Here is a 23,646-nt window from a genome sequence, read left to right on the forward strand (position 1 = left end):
CCGTTGCGCATTTGTCCTGGATAATGCGCCGCGTTCATGTCCTCAAAATGGCGTAACGTCCTATGCTACATTTGTTTGCCGGCCTGGATTTACATACCGGGCTTTTATTATTGCTTGCTCTGGTTTTTGTACTGTTTTACGAAGCGATCAACGGCTTCCACGACACTGCAAACGCAGTAGCAACGGTTATCTACACTCGCGCAATGCGATCGCAACTTGCGGTTGTTATGGCGGCGGTATTTAACTTTTTTGGTGTCCTTCTGGGCGGACTGAGCGTGGCGTATGCGATCGTGCATATGTTGCCAACGGATCTGCTGCTTAACGTGAGTTCCGGTCATGGCCTTGCCATGGTGTTCTCAATGCTGCTTGCTGCCATTATCTGGAACCTCGGTACCTGGTATTTTGGCCTGCCTGCATCCAGCTCTCACACTCTCATCGGCGCGATTATCGGTATCGGGTTAACGAACGCCCTGATGACCGGGACATCCGTCGTTGATGCGCTGAACCTGCCTAAAGTACTGGGCATTTTCGGTTCTCTGATCATCTCTCCAATTGTGGGTCTGGTGGTTGCGGGTGGATTGATTTTCATCCTGCGTCGCTACTGGAGCAACACCAAGAAACGTGCGCGCATCCACCTGACGCCAGCAGAGCGTGAGAAGAAAGACGGTAAGAAAAAACCGCCATTCTGGACGCGTATCGCGCTGATCATTTCCGCTATCGGCGTGGCCTTCTCTCATGGCGCGAACGATGGGCAGAAAGGCATTGGTCTGGTGATGCTGGTACTGATCGGTGTCGCACCGGCAGGTTTCGTGGTTAACATGAACGCCTCTGGTTACGAAATCACCCGTACCCGTGATGCCGTTAACAACGTTGAGACCTATTTCCAGCAGCATCCCGATCTGCTGAAAAAAGCGACCGGCGTTGATCAGCTGATCCCATCTCCGGAAGCCGGTGCAACCACCGCGCCGGGCGAATTCCACTGCCATCCGGCAAACGCGATTAATGCGCTGGAACGCGCCAAAGGCATGCTGGGCGATATCGAAAGCTACGACAAACTGGCCGTTGAACAGCGTGGTCAGCTGCGTCGTATCATGCTCTGCATCTCTGACGTGACCGATAAAGTCGCGAAACTGCCAGAGGTGAATGCCGACGACAAACGTCTTCTGAAGAAACTGAAAAGCGATATGCTCAACACCATTGAGTACGCGCCAATCTGGATCATCATGGCCGTCGCGCTGGCACTGGGTATCGGTACAATGATTGGCTGGCGTCGCGTAGCGACCACCATCGGCGAGAAGATCGGTAAGAAAGGCATGACCTATGCGCAGGGGATGTCCGCGCAGATGACGGCGGCGGTTTCTATCGGCCTGGCGAGCTACACCGGAATGCCGGTATCCACCACCCACGTACTCTCCTCGTCCGTGGCAGGTACCATGATTGTTGACGGTGGCGGTCTGCAGCGCAAAACCGTGACCAACATCCTGATGGCCTGGGTGTTCACCCTTCCGGCGTCCATCCTGCTGTCTGGTGGTCTGTACTGGATTTCGCTGAAGCTGATCTAATCAGCTGAAGGCGACAAAAAGCGGGTCAGGAAACTGACCCGCTTTTTTTATGCTCAGTGCCAAATCATCAATGCAATCATACTGACCACAACCAGCCCGCACAGAGCGCTGGTCAGAATGAACTGCCGACGCAGACGCTCGCAGCGACGGATAAACTCTTCATCGTGATGATCGCGGTAACGCTGGTAGTAGATGTATCCCACCAGTCGCATCTGTTTGCTGGGCTGTCCATGCGAGGTGAAGAACCCCCCACCGTCCACATACTGATAAAGCAACGGATCGCAACCACGAAGTACCACTAACAGCGCACGTAACGATGAGAAGTAGCGCGCCATATTCACTATGCAAACTACGCATAACGCCCAAAACAATGCGACGGTGCTAATCATACATCCTCCCCGGCGTCCGCCCACGGAGCAAAGCTCCTGAGCTCCCGCACCCCAATGCCCTGACAGACAGTTCAGTGAAAGAATGACCAAAAGTCGATCCGGTTCGCGTTTTAATATCCGAACGGCTCATTAAATAGTGTAGGAGATCCGTTAATTTTTTTGCCACAAGGTTAATCGTTATCAACACCAAAGCTTGAAAAATATGTTTAACTGGGCCGTAATGAAAGTATCAGACGACGGCATTCTCATTTAGTCATCGATAACTTAAGGAAGGAGTAACACTATGGCTTACAAACACATTCTCATCGCGGTAGACCTCTCTCCGGAGAGCAAAGTGCTGGTTGATAAAGCGGTATCCATGGCACGCCCCTACAACGCGAAAGTTTCCCTGATTCACGTTGATGTGAATTACTCCGACCTCTATACCGGTCTGATCGACGTGAATCTCGGCGATATGCAGAAGCGCATCTCCGAAGAGACGCATCACGCCCTGAGCGAACTGTCCACCAACGCGGGCTACCCGATTACCGAGACCCTGAGCGGCAGCGGCGACCTGGGTCAGGTATTGGTTGATGCGATTAAGAAATATGACATGGACCTGGTCGTATGCGGTCACCACCAGGACTTCTGGAGCAAGCTGATGTCGTCCGCGCGCCAGCTGATCAACACCGTTCACGTGGATATGCTGATTGTTCCACTGCGTGACGAAGAAGACGAGTAAGTGCGTTAAATTCCCCTCACCCTAACCCTCTCCCAGAGGGAGAAGGAATAGATCGAGGATGTAGGCCGGGTAAGGCGAAGCCGCCACCCGGCTTTTTTATTCCGGTGTACCTGAATAGATATCAAACCGGTGCCCTTTCGTGGTCACCGCGTTAGTCGTGGCCACGTCCGCCAGCGGCGGCGCGTAGTCAGGGCGCTTCACCACCACCCGCTTCGTCGCGAGCTGTCTGGCAGGCTCCAGCAGACCATCTGCATCTAAATCCGGCCCCACCAGCGACTGAAACACCCGCATCTCTTTCTTCACCAGCGCACTTTTCTGCTTATGCGGGAACATCGGGTCGAGATAGACCACCTGCGGGCGCGGGGTGATATCAGTGAGCGCCGTCAGACTGGAGGCGTGGATCAACTGCAACCGCTCCTGCAGCCACGGGCCGATTTCCGGGTCCGCGTAGCCACGCGTCAGCCCGTCGTCGAGCAATGCGGCGACCACCGGGTTACGCTCCAGCATTCGCACACGACAGCCAACAGACGCCAGCACAAACGCATCGCGACCCAGCCCCGCCGTGGCATCGACCACGTCCGGGAGATAGTTCCCTTTAATGCCCACCGCTTTGGCCACCGCCTCGCCGCGACCGCCGCCGAACTTGCGCCGGTGCGCCATCGCACCGCCGACAAAATCGACAAAAATCCCGCCGAGTTTCGCTTCGTCGCGCTTACGTAATTCAAGATGCTTCGGTGTCATCACCAGCGCCATCAGGTTATCTTCATCGTGCTCCAGCCCCCAGCGGGTCGCCAGAACAGATAAGGCGCCGTCTCCGGCGCCTGTTTCATCCACTAAGCAGATTTTCACGAACTATCAGCCTTTGATCCCGTAATGCTCAAGCATCGCATCCAGCTGCGGTTCGCGGCCACGGAAGCGTTTGAACAGTACCATTGGCTCCTCAGAACCGCCGCGGGTCAGGATGTTATCGAGGAACGACTGGCCGGTTTCACGGTTGAAGATCCCCTCTTCTTCGAAGCGGGAGAAAGCATCCGCTGCCAGCACGTCGGCCCACAGGTAGCTGTAGTAACCTGCCGCATAGCCGCCTGCGAAGATGTGACTGAACGCATGCGGGAAGCGGCCCCAGGTTGGCCCAGGGATCACAGCAACCTGCTTTTTAATCTCGGCCAGCGTTTCGAGGATTTTCGCCCCTTGTTCCGGGCTAAACTCGGCGTGCAGACGGAAATCAAACAGGCCGAACTCCAGTTGACGCAGGATGAACATCGCTGCCTGATAGTTTTTGGCCGCCAGCATTTTATCCAGCAGCTCTTTCGGCAGCGGTTCGCCGGTCTCATAGTGACCAGAGATAAACGCCAGCGCGTCCGGCTCCCAGCACCAGTTTTCCATAAACTGGCTTGGCAGCTCGACCGCATCCCACGGTACCCCGCTGATGCCAGCCACGCCTGCGGTTTCGATGCGGGTCAGCATGTGATGCAGACCGTGACCGAACTCGTGGAACAGGGTGATCACTTCGTCGTGAGTGAACAGCGCAGGTTTGCCATTCACCGGACGGTTAAAGTTACAGGTCAGGTAAGCGACCGGCTTTTGCAGAGAACCGTCGGCTTTACGCATCTGGCCGACGCAGTCATCCATCCACGCTCCGCCGCGCTTATTCTCACGCGCGTAGAGATCAAGGTAGAAGCTACCGCGCAGCTCATTCTTGTCGTCATACAATTCGAAGAAGCGCACGTCCGGATGCCAGACGTCGATATCGGTTCGCTCTTTTGCAGTGATGCCGTAGATGCGCTTCACCACTTCGAACAGGCCGTTAACGGCTTTGTTTTCCGGGAAGTACGGGCGCAGCTGCTCGTCGCTGATGCTGTAAAGATGCTGCTTCTGTTTTTCGCTGTAGTACGCAATATCCCACGGCTGCAGTTCGTCCACGCCGAACTCCGCTTTCGCAAAAGCACGCAGCTGAGCCAGCTCTTTCTCACCCTGAGGACGGGCGCGTTTTGCCAGATCGGTCAGGAAGTCGAGCACCTGCTGTGGGTTCTCCGCCATTTTGGTGGCGAGGGATTTGTCGGCGTAGTTTTCGAAGCCCAGCAGCTGTGCCAGCTCGTGACGCAGGGCGAGGATTTCCGCCATCACCGGGCTGTTGTCCCACTTACCGGCATTCGGCCCCTGATCGGAGGCGCGCGTGCTGTAGGCGCGGTACATCTCTTCACGCAGGGCCTGGTTGTCGCAGTAGGTCATTACCGGCAGGTAGCTTGGGATATCCAGCGTTAACAGATAGCCTTCCTGCTCTTTCGCTTCGGCCTGCGCTTTTGCTGCTGCCAGCGCGCTTTCCGGCATCCCGGCCAGCTCGGATTCATCGGTAATCAGCTTCGTCCAGTCCATGGTGGCGTCGAGGACGTTGTTGCTGTACTGGTTGCCCAGCTCGGACAGGCGCGCGGCAATTTCACCGTAGCGAACCTGCTTCTCTTTTGGCAGACCAATCCCGGACAGCTCGAAATCACGCAGGGCGTTATCGACCGATTTTTTCTGCGCCGTGTTCAGCTCGGCGTAATGGTCGCCGTCACGCAGATCGCGATACGCTTTGTACAGCCCTTCGTGTTGGCCGACCCAGGTGCTGTACTCCGAGAGCAGCGGCAGGGTCTGTTCATAGGTCTCGCGCAGTTCCGGGCTGTTTTTCACCGAGTTCAGGTGGCTTACCGGGGAGAAGATACGCCCCAGCACGTCGTCCACTTCGGCCAGCGGCTGACACAGATTTTCCCAGGTGTACGGTGCGCCCTGCGCCACCACGCTTTCTACCGCCGCGCGGCAGTTGTCCAGCGATTGCGTAACGGCTGGAACCACATGCTCAGGGAGGATTTTAGAAAACGGCGGCAACGAAAAAGGCGTCAGTAATGGATTGGTCATAAACGCTGTCCTGTTGAAATAGGTGAATGAAGCGCGCATCCGGCGCTGTGCATATCATTAATTAATGGGGTTAAGTGTAGAGGATTTCAATGCCGGACGTCGTGGAAAAGCGCCCGGTGGCGCTGCGCTTACCGGGCCTGCGGGTAATCTGTGCCGTTCTGCTGTAAACTGTGGCAAATCGTCAATTCAGCGGAAAATCATTACCCATGCTCAGTTATCGCCACAGCTTCCACGCTGGCAACCATGCCGACGTCCTCAAACACACCGTTCAGAGCCTGATCATTGAATCGCTCAAAGAGAAAGAGAAGCCGTTTCTCTATCTGGACACCCACGCGGGCGCGGGCCGTTATCAGCTGAGCGGCGAGCATGCCGAGCGTACCGGTGAATATCTGGAAGGGATCGCCCGCATCTGGCAGCAGGACGACCTGCCAGCCGAACTGGAACCGTACATCGGCGTGGTGAACCACTTCAACCGCAACGGCCAGCTGCGCTACTACCCAGGCTCACCGCTGATTGCCCGCCAGTTGCTGCGCGAGCAGGACAGCATTCAGCTGACCGAACTGCATCCGAGCGATTTCCCGCTGTTGCGCTCTGAGTTTCAGAAAGATAACCGCGCCCGCGTGGAGAAAGCCGACGGCTACCAGCAGCTGAAAGCCAAACTGCCGCCCGTTTCCCGCCGCGGCCTGGTGCTGATCGATCCGCCGTACGAAATCAAAACCGACTATCAGGCGGTGGTGACCGGCATCCACGAAGGCTACAAACGTTTTGCCACCGGCACTTACGCCCTGTGGTACCCGGTGGTGCTGCGCGCGCAAATCAAACGCATGATCAAAGATCTGGAAGCGACCGGGATCCGGAAAATCCTCCAGATTGAGCTGGCCGTGCGCCCGGACAGCGACCAGCGCGGCATGACCGCCTCCGGCATGATTGTGATTAACCCGCCGTGGAAGCTCGAAGCGCAGATGAACAACGTACTGCCGTGGCTGCACAAAACGCTGGTGCCTGCGGGTACAGGCCACGCCACCGTCAGTTGGATCGTGCCGGAGTAATCGCAGCCATCGGTGGAAACTATTGATTTCAGGTATACAATCGCGGCAATTCACGATTAAGGATAAAAGCTATGACTAAGCATTATGACTACATCGCAATCGGCGGCGGCAGCGGCGGCATCGCCTCCATCAACCGCGCGGCCATGTATGGCCAGAAATGTGCGCTGATCGAAGCTAAAGCGCTGGGCGGCACCTGCGTGAACGTGGGTTGTGTACCGAAGAAGGTGATGTGGCACGCGGCGCAAATCCGCGAAGCGATCCATATGTACGGCCCGGATTACGGCTTTGATACCACCCTCAATCACTTTGACTGGGACAAGCTGATCGCCAGCCGTACCGCCTACATCGACCGTATTCACACCTCCTACGACAACGTGCTGGGTAAGAACAACGTCGATGTGATCCACGGCTTTGCCCGCTTTGTGGATGCGAAAACGATCGAAGTGAACGGTGAGACGATCACCGCCGATCATATCCTGATCGCCACCGGCGGTCGTCCGAGCCACCCGGACATTCCGGGCGTGGAATACGGCATCGACTCAGACGGTTTCTTTGAACTGCCTGCGCTGCCTAAGCGCGTTGCCGTGGTTGGCGCGGGTTACATTGCGGTAGAGCTGGCGGGCGTGATCAACGGCCTGGGCGCGGAAGCGCACCTGTTTGTGCGTAAACACGCGCCGCTGCGCAGCTTTGACCCGCTGATTGTCGAGACGCTGGTTGAAGTCATGAACGCTGAAGGCCCAACACTCCACACCCACGCGGTGCCGAAAGCGGTAGTGAAAAATGCGGACGGCAGCCTGACGCTGGAGCTGGAAGATGGCCGCAGCCAGACCGTCGACTGCCTGATCTGGGCGATTGGTCGTGAACCAGCGAATGATAACTTTAACCTGGCCGTGACCGGCGTGAAAACCGACGAAAAAGGTTATATCGTCGTCGATAAGTTCCAGAACACCAGCGTATCGGGCATTTACGCAGTCGGCGATAACACCGGTGCCGTAGAGCTGACCCCGGTGGCCGTTGCAGCGGGACGTCGTCTCTCCGAACGTCTGTTTAACAACAAGCCTGACGAGCATCTCGATTACACCAACATCCCGACCGTGGTCTTCAGCCATCCGCCCATCGGCACCGTTGGCTTAACCGAGCCGCAGGCGCGCGAGCAGTATGGCGACGACCAGGTGAAAGTGTATAAATCCGCGTTCACCGCGATGTATACCGCCGTCACCTCTCACCGTCAGCCATGCCGCATGAAGCTGGTCTGCGTGGGCCCGGACGAGAAGATTGTGGGTATCCACGGCATTGGCTTCGGCATGGATGAGATCCTGCAGGGCTTCGCCGTGGCGCTGAAAATGGGCGCGACCAAGAAAGACTTCGACAACACCGTGGCAATCCATCCGACCGCCGCGGAAGAATTTGTTACCATGCGTTAAGGCAGAAGCCCCTCCCCGGAGGGGCTTTTTTTATTCACATTCATAAATCGTTGCAAAACGAATGCTCCGAAAATAGTGATCTACCGCACATTTCCCTCCCCATCTACCGAAGCGAATGTCTACGCTTATAAGACGCCCGGAAAAAAACTGTCTTTAGGTACACACAACCGGAGGTCCCTATCACCATGTTCAACCAGAAACTACAGGCTACCGAGAATATCGAATTCGAGATCGCAGAAGAGCTGCGCTACGAGACCGATCCCTGCGAGTTGAAACTGGATGAAATGATTGAGGCGGAGCCGGAACCCGAAATGATCGAGGGGCTACCCGCCTCCGATGCCCTGACGCCCGCCGATCGCTATCTGGAACTGTTCGAGCATGTTCAGTCAACACGCCTGTTCGCGGACAGCAAAACCTTCCCTGACTGCGCGCCGAAGATGGACCCGCTGGATATCCTGATCCGCTATCGTAAAGTGAAACGTCACCGGGATTTCGACCTGCGCCAGTTTGTAGAGAACCACTTCTGGCTACCGGCCACCTACGGCACGGAATATGTTTCTGACCCCGGTCTGTCGCTAAAAGAGCACATTGACAGCCTGTGGCCGGTGCTGACGCGCGAACCGCAGGACCATATCCCCTGGTCCTCTCTGCTGGTGTTACCGCAGGCCTATATTGTGCCCGGCGGGCGATTCAGTGAGACCTATTACTGGGACTCCTATTTCTCCATGCTAGGGCTGGCGGAGAGCGGACGTAACGACCTGCTGAAGTGTATGGCGGATAACTTCGCCTGGCTGATCGAACGCTACGGGCATATCCCAAACGGTAACCGTACCTATTACCTCAGCCGCTCTCAGCCGCCGGTCTTTGCCCTGATGGTCGAGTTGTTTGAAGAGGACGGGGTACGCGGCGCGAAGCGTTACCTTGAGCACCTCAAGATGGAGCACGCCTTCTGGATGGACGGTGCCGAGTCGCTGCTGCTTAATCAGGCCTATCGCAGCGCGGTACGTATGCCGGATGGATCATTGCTCAACCGCTACTGGGACGACCGCGACACGCCCCGGGACGAATCGTGGATTGAGGACGTAGAAACGGCCCGTCACTCCGGACGTCCGCCAAACGAAGTGTATCGTGACTTGCGCGCGGGTGCGGCCTCCGGCTGGGATTACTCCTCCCGCTGGCTGCGTGAGCCTGGCCGACTGGCCAGCATTCGCACCACGCAGTTTATCCCGATCGATTTGAATGCCTTCCTGTTCAAGCTGGAGAGTACTATCGCCAATATCTCGGCGTCGAAAGGGGATAAAGAGACCGCTGAACTGTTCCATCAGAAGGCCAGCGATCGCCGCGCCGCGATTAACCGCTACCTCTGGGATGAAGAAAGCGGCTGCTATCGCGACTATGACTGGCGCCGCGAAGTGATGGCGCTGTTCTCTGCCGCGAGCATTGTGCCGCTGTACGTCGGTATGGCCACGCATGAACAGGCCGATCGACTGTCGGATGCGGTGAAAACGCGACTGCTGACGCCGGGCGGGATTCTGGCAACCGAGTATGAAACCGGCGAGCAATGGGATAAACCCAACGGCTGGGCCCCGCTGCAGTGGATGGCCATTCAGGGGTTCAAGCAGTATGGCAATGACTCACTGGGCGATGAGATCGCCTGGAGCTGGCTGCAGACGGTGAATCATTTTTATAAGACCCACCACAAGCTGATTGAGAAGTATCATATCGCCAGCAGTACGCCACGCGAGGGTGGCGGGGGTGAGTATCCCCTTCAGGACGGCTTCGGCTGGACCAACGGCGTAGTGCGACGGCTGATAGGGTTGTATGGGGAGCCTTGAGTGGGGTGCGGTCTGGTGCCCTCACCCCGGCCCTCTCCCATAGGGTAAAGGGTTCAGCGAATCACCTCATAAATGGCAGTCTGAATGGACTGCCATTTTTTCGTGGTGGCATCCGGTTGCGACTGCGCACGCCGCGTAGCCATATCCAGATCGTGCTGTTGGCGCTTCACCACGGCGGGCACGGTGCAGAACGCTTTGAGATACGCTTTACGCACTGAGGTCAGGGATTCACCGTTCGACATCGCGTGGCTGAGCGTGTTGATAAAGCGACGGCATGGCTTCTCTTCCGTCATGTTCCGTCGGTAGCGCAGCATGAGCTCCAGCACGTCGTCATGGCCTGCCGACATCGCCTCTTCGGTCCATGACAGCTTCCAGTCCATCCCGCCCTGCAAAAAGAGCTGCGCGACACGGGTATCGTTGCGGTTAATCGCTGAACGGAAATTATTGTCGTCCCAGGTCACCCCCATGCGGGTCAGCGTCTCGCGCGCAGAAGGGGTTTCGCGCATATCTTTCGGCGGCGCCGCTTGCGCAGTGTGTTCGGCCGATGGATGCGGTTTGCTGCTGGTCACCAGCCAGAAGCCGCCCACCAGGATGGCGATTACCATCACGCCAACCGCGCCCCATAACGCACCGGAGATAAGCTGCTCACGCTGTTCGGGCGTGCGCGGCGCGCGCTGGGTCGGCTTTTCAATCGTGTCACGAACCTCAAACAGATCGCCACCGGTAACCCGATCCATTTTCTGCGCCTTTTCCCAGAAAGTGTGCAGTTCACTGGCGTCCACCGCCATCAATCCGGCCGGGTTGACGCGCGTTCTCCCCTCTTCGAATGCACGTTGAACCGGTCGGGAAATCTGCATGTAGTAGTTATCCAGCAGCTGAATTTGCGCCGAACTTAACGTTTTCTGAACCGTGATGTTGTTGCGAATTTGCCGAATATCATCAAGGAAGGTTTGCAGCGTTTTACGCGGTTCTACCAGGAGCGTCAGCATGGCAGGATCGTTAAACAGCGAGGCGTAATACCGGCTGAACTCTTTTTTATCCACCAGCATCTGCGCCAGTTCACTGAACATCATCCCGTTCAGGATATCGTTGATCTCCCCGAGCTTCAGCCAGCGTCTTACCCGGTCGGCATTAAATAAGGTCTTAAGATGATTATTGAGCCGCACCTGATCGGGCCAGGCCTGCTGAATAAGTCCTTTAATCATCAGCTCAATGGCGCGAACCTGCTTGTGCGCCTGCTGTTGCTGCAGTTCGCTACCCGTTGCCAGCTCCGTGCTGTAAGTCAGCAACGGTTGCTGCAAACGAAGATGTTCCAGCGTGGTCACAAAGCGCATCGCCGCAATCAGCTGGTTTTCGCTGACATCCTGCCCGCTTTCATACTGTGGAACGCGCTGCTGCAGCAGGCGCAGCTGCAGCGTAAATTCCGACATCTCGGCATCATTCAGATTGAGGGTCTTCGCAACGGCTGCCCATCCCCCGAGCGCTAAACGTGCGCTATCCAGTTGTTCCAGGAGCCAGCGTGGATCTTTTCCCTCAGAAACATGTACATTCAGGAGAAGCAAAATTTCAACCGACGCCTGGCGAATGACCGCCAGACAGTGTTCAAACTGTTCGCGAATATGATGTGATGTGCTGAGAGTCATTATTTTCCTTAAGCGACAACGAAGACATCAGGAATGGGCACTTATGGCCATTTTTCTTTTATTTATACATGCTTAACCATACCTGACTTTCTGTTGAAATAAAGTGACAACCCTAAAATCATTAAAATGTTTCAGGAGAATCTTAATGCCGGTTTTAATGACTTCACGCCTGAACTGCTCGCCTCTGCAGGAGCATGACTGGCCCTTTTTTCTGGCGTTGCAGCAACATCCTGACGTGATGCGCTTTGTGGCGGAAGACCGTCCCGTTGCCGCAATTCGTGAGGCGTTTGATTCTCGTCTGCCCCTCTGGACGCCGGGCAGCACGCACTGGCTGTGTCTCGTCGTCCGTGATGCCACCTCTCAGGCACCGCTGGGCGTGACCGGGTATATTCATCGTGAGGACGATTGCGCTGAAGTGGGCTTTCTTTTTGCACCCGAGGCGCAGGGGAAAGGTTACGGTTTCGAATCCCTGCAGGCGCTTTGCGATTACGCCTTTCGTGAGGGCGGACTACGTCGGCTCACCGCCACCGTCACGGCGGGAAATGTCGCCTCCAGACGTCTGCTGGAAAAAGCCCACTTTCGTCTGGAGGGGGAGCTTCGCGAGAGCTATTACCTTTCCGGACGCTGGCAAAATGACTGGTTATTGGGTTTATTGCGGCATGAATATCTGAACCATAACGCCTGATCAACAGCCATTTGGCGGATATTTTTCATTGTTCAATTCCTCTACAGTATCGCCATTACGAGGAAATGAATATGAAAGGTCATGCGCTGAATATCTCTTATGCCGCCATTGATTTAATAAAGAAGCATCAGGGGCTTTCACTGGAGAAATATCGTGATGAAAATGGTTTATGGGTGATCGGCTATGGACATGCGATCCATGAGGAGGACAATTTTCACGGAGGCATTACTCCGCTCCAGGCAGAATGTTTGCTTCAGGAGGATATTCAGTTATGTGAGAGGCTGCTGCGGGAAAATATAACACGCCCATTAACCCAACAGCAGCATGATGCATTGGTAGTATTGATATTCAGTTTCGCCGAGACGCCTTCACGTCTGAACGCGCTGTATCAGGCTATCGCCCGGGTATAGTACATGGCCGCCTGGGTCCGGTTTTTCACCTCCAGCCGCCGAAAAAGTGCTTCCAGATGCGCTTTTACCGTGGCCGCGCTGATGTTGAGATTGCGGCCAATCTCTTTATTTGACTCCCCCGCAGCCAGCAGTTTGAGTACCTCGCGCTGACGCTCGCTTAAACAGAGTAACGGCTGCGCTGATGATTGCTGGCTAACCCACTCCCCGGGAAAGCAGACCATCCCTCTCGACACGGAATCCAGCACGGCGGCAAACCGTTCGGGGTTAGCGTTACGGGGGATAATGGCCATCACGTTTCGCTGCATGAGCTGCTCAACCCATCTGGCCTCTTTTCTTGCCAGAACCATAATCACCCGTATCGCCGGGAAGGAATCCATAAGCTCTTCCAGGAAAGCACTCTCCTCTTCCTGGATCAAATTGCCGTCAATCATCACGATAGCAGACGGTGAAGCAGATATTTGCCCCCATAAATCGTCCGCCTGACAAGCGCCCGTTATATTTATTTCAGGAATTAACTCCTGCAGACCGTGTATCGCTCCATGAATAAATATCGACTGCCTGTCAAACATGATTACTCGCATCGTTTTTCTCCCTCTGAGAATAGCGAAGGGGGATTCTACAGAGGCAGTATTTAAGAAAAAACTCAATGAATGGAGAGGTTACAAATCCGCGAGTGGTTTTTATATTTGCCCGTATTTTGACACATCGGCATTAAGGATTTCCTTAAGGGGTTCCCTCCCCTTAATAGCAGGCCTCACAGGAACATACCGCCTGACACCTCAATACGTTGCGCATTCATCCAGCCCAGCTTATCGCTGAGCAGTGCCGCGATGGCATCGCCGATATCGTCCGGCAACCCCACCCGCCCCAGCGCCGTCTGTGATGCCAGCATCTGATTAAGCTGCGCGTTGTCGCGAACGCGTCCACCGCCAAAGTCGGTTTCTATCGCGCCCGGCGCGATAATATTGACGGAGATGCCACGCGCACCCAGCTCCTTCGCCTGATAGCGGGTCAACACTTCCATCGCCCCTTTCATCGCTGCATAGGTTCCGGAGCCTGGCTGGGTAAAACGGGCCAGCCCGCTGGAGACGTTGAGGATCCGGCCTCCGTCATTCAGCAGAGGCAGCAGGCGCTGTGTCAGGAAAAAAGGCCCTTTGAAATGAATATTCATCGCCTCATCAAACTGGGCTTCCGTTGTGTCGGTATAGGGTGCATATAAACCCGTCCCGGCATTGTTCAATAAATAATCAAAGGTGTCGCGTTGCCAGACGGTCTTAAGGATTTCCTGAAGCCGCTGAGCAAACTTATCGAAGCTGGCAATATCACCGACGTTGAGCTGTAATGCTGCAGCATTCACGCCTTTTTCCTGAATTTCGCGAACAACCTCCAGCGCGTCCTGCTGATTGCTGTGGTACGTCAGAACAATTCCCGTTCCGTCTGCCGCCAGCTTCAACGCCGCGTTTTTACCCAAACCACGGCTACCACCCGTCACTAATGCGATACGTTCAGTCATCATAAACCTCGTTTTGGCTGTTATGGAGATTGAGAAAGAGCTTATTAGGTGATAGAAGATCAATAAAGATGGTTTAAAACGCTTCACTGTTTCAACAGCAACAACAATGAGCTTCATCTATGGATAAAATTCACGCAATGCAGCTGTTTGTTCGCGTCGCGGAACTGGAAAGTTTTTCCCGTGCTGCAGAAACCTTAACGCTGCCGAAAGGCAGCGTTTCGCGGCAAATTCAGGCCCTTGAAAACCGCCTTGGCACCCAGCTGTTGCACCGGACCACGCGTCGCGTCAGCCTGACGCAGGACGGCATGGTCTATTACGAACGGGCAAAAGATCTGCTGGCAAACCTTGATGAACTGGACGGACTGTTTCAGCACGATCCTTCCACCATAAGCGGAAGGCTGCGCGTGGATATGCCCGTCGGCGTTGCTCGAAATTTAGTCATCCCCAGACTGCCGACTTTTTTGCAGCAGTACCCGGGTATTGAACTGGAACTCAGCAGCAGCGATCGTCTGGTGGATGTGATTCGCGAAGGGTTTGATTGCGTGGTCCGCGTGGGTTCCCTGAAAGATTCAGGGTTAATTGCCCGGCCGCTGGGGAAACTGACGGTAATTAACTGTGCCAGTCCGGATTATCTGGCGCGTTTTGGCTACCCTGAAACGCTGGATGATTTGGGCTCACACGCTGTGATTCACTACGCCGCCATGCTGGGTACCCGTCCGCAGGGCTTTGAATTTTATAACGGCAGTGCAACGCAGTGGATAAAGACGGGCGGCGTATTAACCGTCAACAGCACGGAGACCTATCAGGCGGCCTGCCTTGCCGGGCTGGGCATCATTCAGGTTCCACGTGTTGGGGTACGTGATTTACTGCGGGCGAAAAAACTGATTGAGATCCTCCCGCAATATCGCGCGGAACCGATGCCCGTGTCCCTGATTTATCCCCATCGCCGCAACCTCTCCCGTCGGGTACATCTGTTCATGGAGTGGCTGACCGAACTCACAAAAGCTTACGTGGATTAGTCGCAAGCTATAATTCAGTAACATCCAGCCTAACGAAAAGGAAAAGACGCGTGACGCCGGAAAATAACCCGCAACGACCCACCCAACATTTAGATTATGATCCCATCAAGAAGATGGAAACCGGGCCAGAAAAGGCTAAAACCCCAGGGGCGGCCAGCAAGACGCTGGGTACCGTCACCAGCCTGGCAGAAAGAATTCAGCAGTTTCCCATGGTTGCGCATTTAATACGTGCGACCGAGCGCTTTAATGACCGCATGGGGAACCAGTTTGGTGCTGCCATCACCTATTTCTCCTTCCTGTCGATGATCCCCATTCTGATGGTGTCGTTTGCAGCGGCCGGTTTTGTACTCGCGTCACACCCGACGCTGCTGCAGGATATTTTCAATAAAATCCTGAATAACGTTAGTGACCCGACCCTCGCCACCACGCTAAAAAGCACGATTAATACCGCTGTTCAGCAACGTACGACCGTTGGGATCGTTGGTTTGCTTATCGCCCTTTACTCCGGGGTAAACTGGATGGGCAACCTCCGCGAGGCCATTCGCGCCCAGTCGCGTGAGGTGTGGGAGCGTAAGCCGCAGGATCAGGAGAAAATATGGGTTAAGTATCTCCGCGACTTTGTTTCGCTGATTGGCCTGCTCATTGCGCTCATCGTTACGCTTTCGATTACCTCCGTGGCGGGCTCCGCACAGCAGATGATTATCTCTGCACTCTATCTGGATTACATCGAATGGCTGAAACCGGCCTGGCGCGGCATTGGGCTGGCGATTTCCATTTTCGCCAACTACCTGCTGTTCTTCTGGATTTTCTGGCGTTTGCCCCGTCATCGTCCGCGCAAGAAGGCCCTGCTCCGCGGAACGCTGATTGCGGCGATAGGCTTTGAAGTGATTAAAATCGTGATGACCTACACCCTGCCGTCGCTGGTGAAATCCCCGTCGGGCGCGGCGTTCGGCTCCGTGCTGGGGTTGATGGCCTTCTTCTACTTCTTCGCCCGCCTGACCCTGTTCTGCGCCGCGTGGATTGCCACCGCCGAGTACAAAGGCGACACACGCATGCCGGGAAAAACACACCGCTAACCCCTCTCTCGGGCTGAAATTTCAGCCCGACTCATCATTTCAGCATATAAATCCAGCCCGTAACTTTTATTTAACCAAAAACCAGTTTTATTCACCAATACTTAAAAACTGTGAAGCATTTCATGGAAGCATTTTCGCTGGCCTGAAAATTATCCGCTTTTTGTTGCTTTTATCACCAGAACGCGACTTTGTTACAGATTGAAATGTCGCTTTTGCTGTGCGTAATATGGCCTTTCGTTCGATAAAAAATAAGAAAATATTATGCAAGCAACAGCCACAACACTCGACTCTGGCGCGGAAAACGTCCCGGTCAACTCGCGCAATAAAGTTGTCGTCGCATCGCTGATTGGCACCGCCATTGAGTTCTTCGACTTTTACATTTACGCCACCGCTGCGGTCATCGTCTTCCCGCATATTTTCTTCCCTCAGGGAGACCCGACGGCGGCGACGCTGCAGTCTCTGGCAACCTTTGCTATCGCGTTTGTTGCACGTCCGATTGGCTCTGCGCTGTTTGGACACTTTGGCGACCGTATTGGTCGTAAGGTCACCCTGGTGGCCTCGCTGCTGACGATGGGGATCTCCACCGTGGCGATCGGCCTGCTGCCGACCTACGAAACCATTGGCATTCTGGCGCCGGTCCTGCTGGCGCTGGCGCGTTTTGGTCAGGGTCTGGGGTTGGGCGGTGAATGGGGTGGTGCGGCGCTGCTGGCGACCGAAAATGCCCCGCCGCGTAAACGCGCGCTGTACGGTTCATTCCCGCAGCTTGGCGCGCCGATTGGCTTCTTCTTTGCCAACGGGACCTTCCTGCTGCTTTCCTGGCTGCTGACGGATGAACAGTTCATGAACTGGGGCTGGCGTATTCCGTTTGTCTTCTCTGCCGTGCTGGTGCTGATTGGCCTGTATGTCCGCGTGTCCCTGCATGAGACGCCGGTGTTCGCTAAAGTGGCCGCGGCGAAAAAACAGGTGAAAGTCCCGCTGGGCACGCTGCTGACCAAACACGTCCGCGTCACCGTGCTGGGCACGTTCATCATGCTGGCAACCTATACGCTGTTCTACATCATGACGGTTTACTCCATGACCTACAGTACCGCCGCCGCGCCGGTTGGGCTGGGTCTGCCGCGTAACGAAGTACTGTGGATGTTGATGATGGCGGTCATCGGGTTTGGTGTGATGGTGCCGATTGCCGGCCTGCTGGCGGATAAATTCGGTCGTCGTACGAGCATGATTACGATCACCACGCTGATCATTCTGTTTGCCCTGTTCGTCTTCCCGCCGCTGCTGGGTTCGGGTAGCCCGGCACTGGTGATGGCCTACCTGCTGATTGGCCTTAGCCTGATGGGGCTCACCTTCGGCCCAATGGGCGCGCTGCTGCCAGAGCTGTTCCCGACGGAAGTGCGTTATACCGGTGCGTCGTTCTCCTACAACGTCTCTTCCATTCTGGGGGCGTCCGTTGCGCCATACATCGCCACCTGGCTGCAGGCAAATTATGGTCTGTTCTACGTGGGCGTTTACCTGGCGGCCATGGCGGCGCTGACGCTGATTGCGCTGCTGCTGACGCATGAGACTAAGCATCAGGCACTGTAAGCTCATGCCGGGTGGCGGCTACGCCTTACCCGGCCTACGATTCAAAATGTAGGCCGGGTAAGCGCAGCGCCACCCGGCAAAAACATCCCGCATCTTACTTCTTCATCTGCGACAAAATTGTCCGACACTGGTTCGCCTCACCTTCTGACGGCGAGATCAATGCCAGCAGCGCGGCGGCTGGGGTGACCAGCGTCGCGAGGGCTGCGGCCACCGCACCACGCGCGATCAGCGGCCCGGGCTTCACGCCTGCCTGCGGATTTTTAAAGGTGCCGCGGACATAAAGCGGCGAGCGCAGGGTAATAATACGGATCCCTTTACTTTCCGGGTCGATCGTCAAATCCAGCTGCTCTGAGGCCATGCTGGCGGTACCGGTCACGTTAATCACCGCGTTTTCCGTGTCGAAGGCAAAAATCTGCGGACGCGCCACGCCGTTAACCAGATCCAGATTGGCCGCGGCGCAGTTCACCCGCACCTCGTCATCCCCAAAAATTTGCCCGATGATAAAGTTGCCCACGTTCAGCCCCAGGATCTCCATCAGGTTGCGGCTGACCAGGCCGTCGTTCATCAGCAGTTTCAGGTTACCATTGCCGCTGCCCAGCAGCGCCGCCACGGAATTCCCTACCCCACGAATGTCCGCGTCACCGTTCATTTCACCGAGGGTTTTCTGCATCAACTCCACGTTTGGCATCAACTCTTTCAGCTTCAGCCTGCGGGCCTGAATTTCGGCGCGCCCCTGCATCGGCTTTTTATCGCCCTCGAGGTGAATGTTCGAGGAAATCGTTCCGCCCGCCATACCAAACTTCAGCGGCTGCAGGCGCAGATCGGCGTTTTTAAGAATGACATGCGTCGAGAGATCGCTCAGCGGCAACGTGCTGCCATGCTCAATTTTACGCCCTTTGAAGCGTACATCAGCATCCATCACGTCCCATTTGTCAGTTTCGAAGCGATCGTAAGGCAGCACTTTCCCCGCAGGCTGAACGTCCTTTTTAACCTCTTTCGACTTCGTGCCTTTGCCCGAATCCACGCCAATCAACGGGCCCAGATCGGCCAGACGTAGCTGGCTGGACTCCACATCCCCTTCCAGTTTCGGGCGCGGTTTTCCGGTGGTGTAGGTTAGCGAGCCGTGGATATCACTGTCACCGATGCGGCCGTTAAAATCCCGGTAGTCAAAGACAGACGATTTTTCGGTGTCGATTTTGGCAACCAGATGCCCGTCCGTTTCGAACGGCGGCGTATCGGGCAGCAACACACCGGTCAGCTCATACAGTTCCCCCAGCGAATCACCGGCAAATTTCAGCCGCAGATCCACGCCCCCCATGTTCATCGGGTCGTTGACCGTGCCCACGAATGCCACGCGCGTATTCCCTGAACGGAAATCCGCCTGCACCGGGAACGGCGTACCTTCGCTCCTGAGCGCCAGCATGCCGCCCATTTTTCCTTTCCCGCTCAGCGGCTGACCGTTGTAGCGCCCTTTGGCCGTCAGGCCGAACACATAATCTCCCGCTTTGGCGTTATCGCCTTTCGCCTGGTTGCCCGTCACTTCGCTAAACGGTAGCGGTTTACCCAACGGATCGACCAGGATCTCCACATCCGCCTTGCTGACCTTATCGTCGATGGCGATCCGCCCGCGATCGAAAAGAATATTGTCCAGACGGAATGACCATGAAGAGGGCCGGGCATTGGGATCTTTTTCGCCGTCGCTGGCAAGGTTAAACGTCCAGTTGTTGTTCTTTTCAGAAAGGCGGATCAGACGCGCATCGGGCTGCTGGAGTTTAATCCACGGCAGATAGACGGTTTTGGTCAGGAGCGCTAACGGCGCCAGCGTGGCTTCAACGCGTGGCAGATGGACCATGGTGACGTCCGGAATATCCGGCGGGTTGCCGAGAATAATGTCGTCGGCGTGGACGTGCGGCCAGGGGATCCAGCTTCGCCAGCCGGTCTCCTGTTTCTGACGTTCCCATACCACGCCCAAATCGCCGCGGATGGCGAAGGGACGGTTCAGCTCAGCTGAGACTTTCTGGTTGATGGTCGGCTTAAGGCGATTCCAGTCAAACGTCGCAATAATGACGACGATAACCACGATCAACAACAAGAAAATCCCTGTAGTCCAGGAGATAACCCTGGTTGTCTTTGTCATTTTTGTCCCCTTTCCTGATGGCCTGTCCTGTAAAACTATAGTCCAGACAAGGGGAAACGGGCGGATCAGAGGTTAGTTATGACGGTATCGAGGGTATCCATAGGAACCGGACGAGAGAGGAAATAACCCTGTGCGGCAGCAGCGGGTGAGTGTTGCACGTCGCGCCACTCTTCCAGCGTTTCCACACCTTCGACAATCACCCCTTTGCAATAGCGGTTCATCAGCTGCAATAACAGCGTAAACAGGTTTCGCCCTTCCGGGGTCTGACGCAGCATAATAAACAGATCGCGGGCCACTTTGATGTAGTCATAACGCACTTCGCTCAGCGCAGAGAAGTTCGCCATGCCCGTACCAAAGTCATCCAGCCACAGCGGGCCAAATTCACACATCGAGGCAAACGAGGAGTCCTGGGGCAGCCGGACGTGCTCCACCAGTTCAAAACGCATCCACGGCAGAGTGGCGATCAGTTCCTGCAATTTTGCATTCTGACGCAGCGCCAGCAGTGTCGGGCCATCCACGTTAACCGAGGCGAGGATATTGTGCCGCTCGAAAAAGGCCTGTTTGGTCGCCAGCATACGAAGCTGCTCTTCCAGCACGTCAAGGCGCTGGCGAACGGCAACTTCGGCAAAATAGCGATCTGGCGCGATACGCTGTAAAGGGTTTGACGGGTGCGTAACAACGGTCAAAATTTCAATGGCCATCAGTCGACCGTCCGTTCGGTAGATCGGCTGATAGGTATACGCACGCTCACATTGCAGCCAGTAGCGATGCTCCTGCAAGTTCTCAATACTTGCCTCAGGCGTAGTGCTCAGCCGCTGGATAACCTGCTCTGACTTCATTTCAGATGTCCTGTTGTTGGATGGCCTTTCTGGACTCGTCACTGGGTTATCGGCGCGACAATTGAGAACTTTATGTTCAATTCACCGGGAAAATGAAATTAAGATGACAGAAATTTGCCGGAACACGTGCTGGCTCAAACTAAATAATGGAACGTCGTTTTAATATAGTTGACCATCTAATTCACTCAGCGCACACTGCTGATAAATTCTTCTGTTCAGGTTCACGACTATGTCCAAAAAAATTGCCGTGATTGGCGAATGCATGATTGAGCTGTCCCAAAAAGGCGCGGAAGTCAGCCGCGGATTTGGTGGCGACACGTTAAACACTTCCGTCTATATCGCCCGTCAGGTTGCGCCAGAAGCACTCTCCGTGGACTATGTTACCGCCCTCGGCACGGACAGCTTCAGCCAGCAGATGCTGGAAGCCTGGCAGAATGAACATGTGGGCACCGCGCTGATCCAGCGTATGGAAAACCGCCTTCCCGGGCTTTACTACATCGAAACCGACAGCACCGGCGAACGCACGTTTTATTACTGGCGTAACGAAGCCGCGGCGAAGTTCTGGCTAGAGAGCGATGCAGCCCCGGCCATTTGCGAAGCACTGGCAAGCTTTGACTATCTCTATCTGAGTGGGATCAGCCTGGCGATCCTCAGTCCAGTCAGCCGCGAAAAGCTGCTGTCGCTGCTGCATAAATGCCGCGCCAACGGCGGTAAGGTGATTTTTGATAACAACTACCGTCCACGCCTGTGGGCCAGCCGTGAAGAGACGCAGCAGGTTTATCAGCAGATGCTGCAGTGCACGGACATCGCGTTCCTGACGCTCGACGATGAAGACGCCCTGTGGGGTGAGAAGCCCGTAGATGACGTGATTGCACGCACGCAGGCGGCGGGCGTAAGCGAAGTCGTCATTAAGCGCGGGGCGGAATCATGTCTGGTCGCGATGGCGGGTGAAGCGGTGGTTGAAGTCCCGGCGGTGAAGCTGGCCAAAGAGAACGTGATTGATACGACAGCGGCAGGGGACTCCTTCAGCGCGGGTTACCTGGCGGTACGTCTGACCGGGGGAACGCCGGAAGCCGCGGCACAGCGCGGACACCTGACGGCCAGCACCGTGATTCAGTATCGCGGGGCGATTATTCCGCGTGAGGCGATGCCTGTTTAACCAAAGTACGGGCTGATGCCCTCACCCTGGCCCTCTCCCACAGGGAGAGGGCATGTCTACGCATTACTGTCCTTGCGGAATATCCGTCGCGTCCGGGTGTAAATCATCCGCTGCGGTCGCCGGCTGCGGCGCGGTAACCATAATAGAATCCCAGGTCTTCTGAAGTTCCTTCATGTCATATTCCGGCTCGCCTTTCGGCTGCGTAAGGATCAATGCCATATCCTGCGACAACTGCTGACGTAAATCCTGATTTAACATATCCACGGTCAAACCGTTCAGGAAATCCTGACGAAGCTTCTGGTACTGTTCAGGCGCAATGTCGACAACCTGATTCTGCAGGGAGCGGATGCGCTGGCTGATCAGAATATCCGTATCGGCACGCGCGTAGGTCGCAAACAGCTTCTGCAGCTCCAGTTTTTTCTGGGCCACCAGCGCATTGAACTCCTCTTCAGAGAGGCCCTCTTTACGCACTTTTGCCAGCTCTTTGGCGACCACACCAAGATTCGCATTCAGCTTATCGCCCGGCGATTCAACGTTAATGGCACATTGCGCACGCTGGAAAAGCACGCGACAGTCAAAGCCAAGACCAATATTCTTCACGTTATTCTTACTGAGCGTCTGCTGAACGTGCCAGAACAACGCTTCACGCGCCAGGTCGGCACGCCAGTAGCGCAGCAGCGCGGCGGACTCGCGGATAGGCTGCCAGGCGTTATCCCACATCACGGAGAGTCGGTCCTGACGCACGGTGTCCGTCATAATGCTGACAGGCTCGGCGCGCAGCGGAGAGAGTGTCGGAACCGGGGCAGGCGTTTCACGCTTGCCTTTCAAATCGCCAAACGCTTTGTTGATCTGTTCAACCACCGCGCGGCTATCGACATTACCAACCACAATCAGCGTCATGGCGTCCGGGGTGTACCATTTCTGGTAGAACGATTTCACCTGTTCGGCATCGACCGGCTGCTTCAGCGGCTCCGCCGGATCGTGACCCAGCAACGTTGAACCTTTCAGACGGTAGCGCCACCAGCCCTCTTTGGTATCCGCAGGCCAGGTCGCCACCATGTCGCTGTTGCTCAGCGCATAGTTAACGGTATCCGGCGTAATCGCCAGGTTGCCTGAGGCATCAGCGAGATAGGTCAGCGCTTCTTTGAGCAGATCGTTACGGTTATTTGGCAGGCTCAGGTTAAACATGGTGTAGTCATAGGAGACCACAGCCGGAGGCAGCGGGCGTTTTGGATCGATGGCCTGTTGCCACAGCGAACGCACCTGAACCGCTTGCAGGCTGCCGCTCTGAGTGAGCGCCAGACGGGGAATAAAATGGCTAAAACCGGTTTGCTGAGTACTTTCCGTAAGGGAGCCGGTATTAACGGACAGACGGATTTCAACACGATCGCTCGGACGTTGCGGGGTGGATAAAACCTGCCACTGGAAACCGTTCGCTAACGTGCCTTGTTGCCAGGCCGGGTCTGGCTGGAGCGCATCTGCCTGCACATAACTGGCTGCTGCCATCATCAGCAAACCGCCGGTTAAGAGTCGAATTTTTGTGCCCTGCATGTGAACCCCTGATCAACATTCCTGGTTAAAAAGAGTGACTCGCGACGCGCTGCACTCTAAAAGATGACGATGAAAACACGTCGATTAGACCGCGCGTTCGGCAAAACGTCACGGTCCGAAGTGAAATATACCCAAAAAAAATCTTGTCGAAT

The 23,646-nt window shown here is 55.6% G+C and carries 20 protein-coding genes; 11 read left to right on the forward strand and 9 right to left on the reverse strand.

What is annotated here, in order from left to right; translation table 11 throughout:
* Window positions 1-62: 62 nt before the first annotated feature.
* Entirely contained in the window at window positions 63-1,562 is a 1,500-nt protein-coding gene (gene pitA, locus BFV64_RS22190; protein WP_023337922.1) for an inorganic phosphate transporter PitA, read from the forward strand.
* A 53-nt stretch (window positions 1,563-1,615) separates the two neighbouring features.
* Here pitA and uspB read toward each other — a convergent pair whose 3' ends face one another.
* Complete coding sequence (uspB, locus tag BFV64_RS22195) at window positions 1,616-1,951, reverse strand: universal stress protein UspB (protein ID WP_003861224.1); 336 nt, start codon at window positions 1,949-1,951, stop codon at window positions 1,616-1,618.
* 283 nt (window positions 1,952-2,234) lie between these two features.
* Between uspB and uspA the strand changes: the two genes are divergently transcribed.
* Window positions 2,235-2,672, forward strand: coding sequence for a universal stress protein UspA (gene uspA, locus BFV64_RS22200; protein ID WP_003861223.1), 438 nt, complete (start codon window positions 2,235-2,237; stop codon window positions 2,670-2,672).
* 96 nt (window positions 2,673-2,768) lie between these two features.
* On the opposite strand, the gene rsmJ is transcribed toward uspA, so the two are convergent.
* Together rsmJ and prlC are read right to left on the reverse strand one after the other, a co-directional pair.
* Window positions 2,769-3,521: a 16S rRNA (guanine(1516)-N(2))-methyltransferase RsmJ gene (gene rsmJ / locus BFV64_RS22205; protein ID WP_063944045.1), complete on the reverse strand. Its 753-nt coding sequence runs from the start codon at window positions 3,519-3,521 to the stop codon at window positions 2,769-2,771.
* Window positions 3,522-3,527: 6 nt separating this feature from the next.
* On the reverse strand, window positions 3,528-5,570 hold the full coding sequence (gene prlC / locus BFV64_RS22210; RefSeq protein ID WP_069602437.1) for an oligopeptidase A: 2,043 nt from the start codon (window positions 5,568-5,570) through the stop codon (window positions 3,528-3,530).
* A gap of 206 nt (window positions 5,571-5,776) precedes the next feature.
* On the opposite strand from prlC, the gene BFV64_RS22215 reads away from it, so the two are divergent.
* The 3 genes from BFV64_RS22215 (at window position 5,777) to BFV64_RS22225 (ending at window position 9,878) form a co-directional block, all read left to right on the forward strand.
* Window positions 5,777-6,619, forward strand: coding sequence for a 23S rRNA (adenine(2030)-N(6))-methyltransferase RlmJ (locus tag BFV64_RS22215; protein WP_014885583.1), 843 nt, complete (start codon window positions 5,777-5,779; stop codon window positions 6,617-6,619).
* A gap of 71 nt (window positions 6,620-6,690) precedes the next feature.
* Entirely contained in the window at window positions 6,691-8,043 is a 1,353-nt protein-coding gene (gene gorA, locus BFV64_RS22220) for a glutathione-disulfide reductase (protein ID WP_069602438.1), read from the forward strand.
* A 185-nt stretch (window positions 8,044-8,228) separates the two neighbouring features.
* Entirely contained in the window at window positions 8,229-9,878 is a 1,650-nt protein-coding gene (locus BFV64_RS22225) for an alpha,alpha-trehalase (RefSeq protein ID WP_014885585.1), read from the forward strand.
* Window positions 9,879-9,931: 53 nt separating this feature from the next.
* Here the strand turns inward: BFV64_RS22225 and BFV64_RS22230 are convergent, their stop codons facing one another.
* Entirely contained in the window at window positions 9,932-11,521 is a 1,590-nt protein-coding gene (locus BFV64_RS22230) for an STY4199 family HEPN domain-containing protein (RefSeq protein ID WP_069602439.1), read from the reverse strand.
* 145 nt (window positions 11,522-11,666) lie between these two features.
* Between BFV64_RS22230 and BFV64_RS22235 the strand changes: the two genes are divergently transcribed.
* Window positions 11,667-12,206, forward strand: a complete 540-nt coding sequence (locus BFV64_RS22235; protein ID WP_014885587.1) for a GNAT family N-acetyltransferase — start codon at window positions 11,667-11,669, stop codon at window positions 12,204-12,206.
* Between the two features lie 71 nt (window positions 12,207-12,277).
* Window positions 12,278-12,616, forward strand: coding sequence for a lysozyme (locus BFV64_RS22240; RefSeq protein WP_014885588.1), 339 nt, complete (start codon window positions 12,278-12,280; stop codon window positions 12,614-12,616).
* Here the strand turns inward: BFV64_RS22240 and BFV64_RS22245 are convergent.
* Together BFV64_RS22245 and BFV64_RS22250 are read right to left on the reverse strand one after the other, a co-directional pair.
* On the reverse strand, window positions 12,595-13,197 hold the full coding sequence (locus BFV64_RS22245) for a response regulator transcription factor (RefSeq protein ID WP_014885589.1): 603 nt from the start codon (window positions 13,195-13,197) through the stop codon (window positions 12,595-12,597). The two genes, BFV64_RS22240 and BFV64_RS22245, sit on opposite strands and share 22 nt — an antisense overlap.
* A gap of 173 nt (window positions 13,198-13,370) precedes the next feature.
* A complete protein-coding gene (locus tag BFV64_RS22250; protein ID WP_057057852.1) occupies window positions 13,371-14,129 on the reverse strand; it encodes an SDR family NAD(P)-dependent oxidoreductase in 759 nt (252 codons plus the stop codon).
* A gap of 119 nt (window positions 14,130-14,248) precedes the next feature.
* Here BFV64_RS22250 and BFV64_RS22255 point away from each other — a divergent pair, with 119 nt between their 5' ends.
* The 3 genes from BFV64_RS22255 to BFV64_RS22265 all read left to right on the forward strand — a co-directional run bounded on the left by BFV64_RS22255 (window position 14,249) and on the right by BFV64_RS22265 (window position 17,808).
* Complete coding sequence (locus tag BFV64_RS22255) at window positions 14,249-15,148, forward strand: LysR family transcriptional regulator (protein ID WP_023331530.1); 900 nt, start codon at window positions 14,249-14,251, stop codon at window positions 15,146-15,148.
* Between the two features lie 50 nt (window positions 15,149-15,198).
* Window positions 15,199-16,224, forward strand: a complete 1,026-nt coding sequence (yhjD, locus tag BFV64_RS22260; protein WP_014885592.1) for an inner membrane protein YhjD — start codon at window positions 15,199-15,201, stop codon at window positions 16,222-16,224.
* A 261-nt stretch (window positions 16,225-16,485) separates the two neighbouring features.
* Window positions 16,486-17,808 carry an MFS transporter gene (locus BFV64_RS22265; RefSeq protein ID WP_045135441.1) on the forward strand — a complete coding sequence of 441 codons (1,323 nt, stop codon included), beginning with the start codon at window positions 16,486-16,488 and terminating at the stop codon, window positions 17,806-17,808.
* A 94-nt stretch (window positions 17,809-17,902) separates the two neighbouring features.
* On the opposite strand, the gene BFV64_RS22270 is transcribed toward BFV64_RS22265, so the two are convergent.
* Complete coding sequence (locus BFV64_RS22270) at window positions 17,903-19,945, reverse strand: AsmA family protein (protein ID WP_059373008.1); 2,043 nt, start codon at window positions 19,943-19,945, stop codon at window positions 17,903-17,905.
* Between the two features lie 65 nt (window positions 19,946-20,010).
* A complete protein-coding gene (gene pdeH / locus BFV64_RS22275; protein WP_045269642.1) occupies window positions 20,011-20,784 on the reverse strand; it encodes a cyclic-guanylate-specific phosphodiesterase in 774 nt (257 codons plus the stop codon).
* Window positions 20,785-21,013: 229 nt separating this feature from the next.
* Here pdeH and kdgK point away from each other — a divergent pair, with 229 nt between their 5' ends.
* On the forward strand, window positions 21,014-21,943 hold the full coding sequence (gene kdgK / locus BFV64_RS22280; RefSeq protein ID WP_014885596.1) for a 2-dehydro-3-deoxygluconokinase: 930 nt from the start codon (window positions 21,014-21,016) through the stop codon (window positions 21,941-21,943).
* 63 nt (window positions 21,944-22,006) lie between these two features.
* Here kdgK and BFV64_RS22285 read toward each other — a convergent pair whose 3' ends face one another.
* On the reverse strand, window positions 22,007-23,494 hold the full coding sequence (locus BFV64_RS22285) for a M16 family metallopeptidase (protein WP_069602440.1): 1,488 nt from the start codon (window positions 23,492-23,494) through the stop codon (window positions 22,007-22,009).
* Window positions 23,495-23,646 lie beyond the last annotated feature (152 nt).

Origin of the sequence: Enterobacter kobei (assembly GCF_001729765.1) — a bacterium.
Taxonomy (GTDB): Bacteria; Pseudomonadota; Gammaproteobacteria; order Enterobacterales; family Enterobacteriaceae; genus Enterobacter; species Enterobacter kobei.

What these genes read in the sequence shown, in the direction of transcription:
- pitA (WP_023337922.1), top strand. Translation starts at nt 63, where the DNA reads ATGCTACATTTGTTTGCCGGCCTGGATTTACATACCGGGCTTTTATTA.
- uspB (WP_003861224.1), bottom strand. Translation starts at nt 1,951, where the DNA reads ATGATTAGCACCGTCGCATTGTTTTGGGCGTTATGCGTAGTTTGCATA.
- uspA (WP_003861223.1), top strand. Translation starts at nt 2,235, where the DNA reads ATGGCTTACAAACACATTCTCATCGCGGTAGACCTCTCTCCGGAGAGC.
- prlC (WP_069602437.1), bottom strand. Translation starts at nt 5,570, where the DNA reads ATGACCAATCCATTACTGACGCCTTTTTCGTTGCCGCCGTTTTCTAAA.
- BFV64_RS22215 (WP_014885583.1), top strand. Translation starts at nt 5,777, where the DNA reads ATGCTCAGTTATCGCCACAGCTTCCACGCTGGCAACCATGCCGACGTC.
- gorA (WP_069602438.1), top strand. Translation starts at nt 6,691, where the DNA reads ATGACTAAGCATTATGACTACATCGCAATCGGCGGCGGCAGCGGCGGC.
- BFV64_RS22225 (WP_014885585.1), top strand. Translation starts at nt 8,229, where the DNA reads ATGTTCAACCAGAAACTACAGGCTACCGAGAATATCGAATTCGAGATC.
- BFV64_RS22230 (WP_069602439.1), bottom strand. Translation starts at nt 11,521, where the DNA reads ATGACTCTCAGCACATCACATCATATTCGCGAACAGTTTGAACACTGT.
- BFV64_RS22235 (WP_014885587.1), top strand. Translation starts at nt 11,667, where the DNA reads ATGCCGGTTTTAATGACTTCACGCCTGAACTGCTCGCCTCTGCAGGAG.
- BFV64_RS22240 (WP_014885588.1), top strand. Translation starts at nt 12,278, where the DNA reads ATGAAAGGTCATGCGCTGAATATCTCTTATGCCGCCATTGATTTAATA.
- BFV64_RS22245 (WP_014885589.1), bottom strand. Translation starts at nt 13,197, where the DNA reads ATGCGAGTAATCATGTTTGACAGGCAGTCGATATTTATTCATGGAGCG.
- BFV64_RS22250 (WP_057057852.1), bottom strand. Translation starts at nt 14,129, where the DNA reads ATGACTGAACGTATCGCATTAGTGACGGGTGGTAGCCGTGGTTTGGGT.
- BFV64_RS22255 (WP_023331530.1), top strand. Translation starts at nt 14,249, where the DNA reads ATGGATAAAATTCACGCAATGCAGCTGTTTGTTCGCGTCGCGGAACTG.
- BFV64_RS22265 (WP_045135441.1), top strand. Translation starts at nt 16,486, where the DNA reads ATGCAAGCAACAGCCACAACACTCGACTCTGGCGCGGAAAACGTCCCG.
- BFV64_RS22270 (WP_059373008.1), bottom strand. Translation starts at nt 19,945, where the DNA reads ATGACAAAGACAACCAGGGTTATCTCCTGGACTACAGGGATTTTCTTG.
- pdeH (WP_045269642.1), bottom strand. Translation starts at nt 20,784, where the DNA reads ATGAAGTCAGAGCAGGTTATCCAGCGGCTGAGCACTACGCCTGAGGCA.
- kdgK (WP_014885596.1), top strand. Translation starts at nt 21,014, where the DNA reads ATGTCCAAAAAAATTGCCGTGATTGGCGAATGCATGATTGAGCTGTCC.
- BFV64_RS22285 (WP_069602440.1), bottom strand. Translation starts at nt 23,494, where the DNA reads ATGCAGGGCACAAAAATTCGACTCTTAACCGGCGGTTTGCTGATGATG.